Below are 3,657 nucleotides of genomic sequence, written 5' to 3'. Positions count from 1 at the left end.
GGTAATCGTTGACCGAGCAAGGATACACATCTGCGATCTTCTCGCCGGTGGCAGGGTTCATGGATTGGAGCAGGGGGCCATCCGCTTTTCCGGACCACCAGTGGCTTCCCGTGCTGCCACCCTTATTCACCCCTTGAATTTCTAGACGCTTGAGTATGTCCCGATTCGTGCTCATCGAAAGCAGGCCCCAAAATCGTTGGCAAGAAAATCCTTCAGCGTGATCGATTCCTGCGTCACAAACCCGTGGTACTTCGCCGGTCGATCCAACACCAGATCCAAGACACAGCAGACGCTGGATGCCGTCGTGACCTGAATGGCCGACCAGAGCTTCCCCTTGACGCACTGAGGATAAATTTTCTTTACGTAATTCTCTTCGAAAAGGCCCCCTTCCTTCCTGCCGGTAACAGAGGCATAGATCAGGACGACATCCTGTAGAGTCTGGGGAATTGCCCGTTCCAAGATCCGTTTGAGCGTTTCCCGGTCTTCGTTCAGCTTGAGGTCCTTCATGAGAAGGTGGATCTTCTCGCAGTGGCCAGGATAGCGGAGAGTCTTGTAGTTCATCGTCTGGACCTGACCGACGAAACTGTCCGCAAGCGTACCCAAGCCGCCGGATGTATTGAACGCTTCGTAGAGGAGACCGTCCAGTTCGATCGTTTCGTAACCTTCGAGCGGCTGAAGAGGCACTTTCTCACCCTCTTCGATGCCGAAACAGAGATTTCCGTACTCGTTGATGAGTCCGTCGGTTGACCAGGTGAGCGAATACTTCAGCGCGTTGCTCGGATGGACCGGCAATGCGCCAACACGCATCTTCACCGTATCCAGCGTTTTGAAATGTGTCATCAGATCGTGGGCCACGATGCTAATGAAGCCAGGAGCCAATCCGCACTGCGGCATGAAGGTTTGAGAGGCACCGGCGCTCAAGATACGGATCTGATTGGTGACCTCGATATCTTCAGTCAGATCGAAGTAGTGCACCTTATGAGTCAACGCAAGACCGGCAACCGAGGGATTGCAAAAATAAGGCAGGCTGGAGACGATCGCATTTACTGGATGGGCCGACAGGTACGTACTAACGGCATCAGAGTGGCGTACGTCCAGAAGGACCGGCGTCACTCGTTCGAGCCCGAGATCCTCGACCAGCCGCTTGGCGCTGTCAAAGCTCACGTCTCCCAGATGAATATCGTACCCGCCATGCTGAGACAGGAGGCAGGCAGCCAACGAACCGATCTTACCCGCCCCGAGAATTAATACTCGATGCATGAGAGACCCCGTATAATTTTCAGTATACTCCTTTCATGCTGAGCTTTCTTCTTTCATGCCGAATCAGGACCGCTGTCCCGGCAGCAAGTCATACACGTGAGGTCCAACCGGACGCGTGACCGTCATTCCTCTGTATGGGGCCCGTCGAACGAGTCCAACGATTCCCCAAGGACTCGCTTCAGTTCCTTCCATTCCGGTCCGCTTTCCGATCGAACCTTCACTTGAACGGATCGGTTTAGTTCGCGAAGCGGCTCGAGGATGCGCCGGTCGGTCGTCTTGGCCAGGGCCAGGACAATTTCAGTTTGCGTCTGGACTGGTTCCTTGGGTAGTTGCGATAAGAGGATCGGAACGATGTCGCTGTTTGGGTGGAGCGGCGCCAATTTTCCCAAGCCCTTGATTGCGGCAACTCTGGCGGCTTGATCGTTGTCCTTCAGCAGATTCAAGAGCGGGGGAATGCAGTCAGAATGGCCTATTGCTCCCAAGGCTATTGCGGCACTACGAACAACCGCCGGATCCTTGTCTTGGAGTTTCCGGTTGAGGGTGGGGATGGCCTCCGCTGCGAACATGTTCCCCAAGAGGTTTATGGCTGTCGTCTGTTCTGCCGTGGTTGAGGCGGGATCATCCAACGCCTTCATGAGGCGAGAGGATTGTTGCCACGCTCCGGCGAGCAGCAGTGGAAAAGGATCGTCTCCCAATCTGGCCGCGAGGTGTGCGATCACATCCTGTCCCTTTATCGTCGGAGTCTTCCCTTCCTGCCCGGATGGCAGGACACCGCGCACTTCATGCCGCCAACTCGGTTTCGCCGTCGCAGTCCTGTAAGTGATCTGACAAGCCGGCCCTTTCCATAGGCGGGAGGCCGGGTTCAATTGATCGGCATCGCCTCCCGACGTGACCGTGCCCTCCCATACCTTGTGCTCTTCGCATTTCACCTTGACCGTCACGTCATGCGGTTGTGATTCGTCGGTTGTGACATCGTACCCCATGCCCTTCAGACGGGCCTCCGCTGCTTTCGTCACGATCGCTGCATCTGTCCTCCCTTTGTCAGTAATCGCAACTGTCTCGAGATGGATCTCCTGGGCGGCCTTGAGCTGCGCTTTCTCGTCCTGCGTCATGAGTTCTCTTCGCCCTTCCGATCGATCCGGCAGACCGGCTACGATCGTTAGTGTCACTAGAATGATGCTCCCGCTCCACCACCGCATGTTCACATTCCTTTCTTCCATGAAAAAATCAAGCCGATGGCCAACACTGTACCAATTCCTTCGTTGAGAGTGCTACACGGTTGTGTGTATGGTAGGCACATCCGGAGGCAATCACGTGACGTTTCACACCTACAACGACGTGCCGATCCCCTCGTTTATGTACGGGACGGCCTGGAAGAAAGAAGCGACGACCGGCCTCGTGCTACAAGCTGTCGATGCAGGTTTCACCGCCATCGATACGGCTAACCAGCTTATCCATTACGACGAAGCGGGGGTCGGAGAGGCGCTGCTTCAATTGGCCGATCGAGGTGTTTCCCGCGAGAAGCTGTTTCTCCAGACGAAATTTACACCGGTCAACGGCCAAGATCATCGCACCCCCTATGATGTGAACGCCAGCATCAGCCATCAAGTCCAGCAATCCTTCGATAGTTCACTGGCACATCTGCATACAGACCATCTCGACTCCTATGTGTTGCACGGACCTTATTACCGACGAGGGCTGGGGCCCGAAGATTGGGAAGTTTGGGCCGCGATCGAGCACCAGTACGATTCAGGCCGGACGAAGATGATCGGAGTGAGCAATGTCACCGCCGATCAGTTGACGCTCCTCTGCGAACAGGCCAAGCACAAGCCGATGGTCGTACAGAACCGTTGCTACGCTGCCTTTGGGTGGGACAAGGCGGTGCGGGACGTCTGTCGGGCCCACAACATCGTCTATCAAGGTTTCTCTCTGCTCACAGCGAATCGTGAAATGTTCATCGAACCGACGATTCGTTCAATGGCGGCCAAATACGAGACGGGAGTGGCGCAAATCGTCTTCCGGTTCTCCCAGCAGATCGGCATGTTACCCCTGACCGGGACAACCAATCGTCAGCATATGGAAGACGACTTGTTGTGCGATCGGTTTACGCTGACGGCGGATGAGCTGGCAACCATCGAAACGATCGGCATATAACCGCACAATCTACCTGCTTCTGCGATGAATACCCTTGTGCGATATGCAGGCCCTGCTGACGCTGGAATCCTGTCCGTGATGGTCGGGGAGTTGCTCCATGAAATCATGGCGGCAATTCAAAGCCCGGTGTTTTCGTTCAACAGGGAGGACACAGAGGTACGCGCCAGCCAATGGCTGACCGATGGCAGCTATGTCGTCCTGCTCGCTTTAGACCAAGACATAGTAATGGGATTCACAGCCTTC

At 55.3% G+C, this 3,657-nt stretch carries 4 protein-coding genes; 2 read left to right on the top strand and 2 right to left on the bottom strand.

The genetic code is table 11. The features are described 5' to 3' along the window. Positions 1–171 precede the first annotated feature (171 nt). Complete coding sequence (locus ACWVCN_RS12340) at positions 172–1,260, bottom strand: saccharopine dehydrogenase family protein (protein ID WP_455246094.1); 1,089 nt, start codon at positions 1,258–1,260, stop codon at positions 172–174. 122 nt (positions 1,261–1,382) lie between these two features. Then, positions 1,383–2,459: a HEAT repeat domain-containing protein gene (locus ACWVCN_RS12335; protein WP_455246092.1), complete on the bottom strand. Its 1,077-nt coding sequence runs from the start codon at positions 2,457–2,459 to the stop codon at positions 1,383–1,385. 88 nt (positions 2,460–2,547) lie between these two features. On the opposite strand from ACWVCN_RS12335, the gene ACWVCN_RS12330 reads away from it, so the two are divergent. Both ACWVCN_RS12330 and ACWVCN_RS12325 read left to right on the top strand, forming a co-directional pair. After that, a complete protein-coding gene (locus ACWVCN_RS12330) occupies positions 2,548–3,414 on the top strand; it encodes an aldo/keto reductase family protein (protein WP_455246091.1) in 867 nt (288 codons plus the stop codon). 24 nt (positions 3,415–3,438) lie between these two features. Next, positions 3,439–3,657, top strand: a 219-nt coding sequence (locus tag ACWVCN_RS12325; RefSeq protein ID WP_455246089.1) for a hypothetical protein, incomplete at its 3' end; no start/stop codon positions are given.

The organism is Petrachloros mirabilis, assembly GCF_975968855.1.
This window is presented reverse-complemented; position numbering and strand designations above follow the sequence as displayed.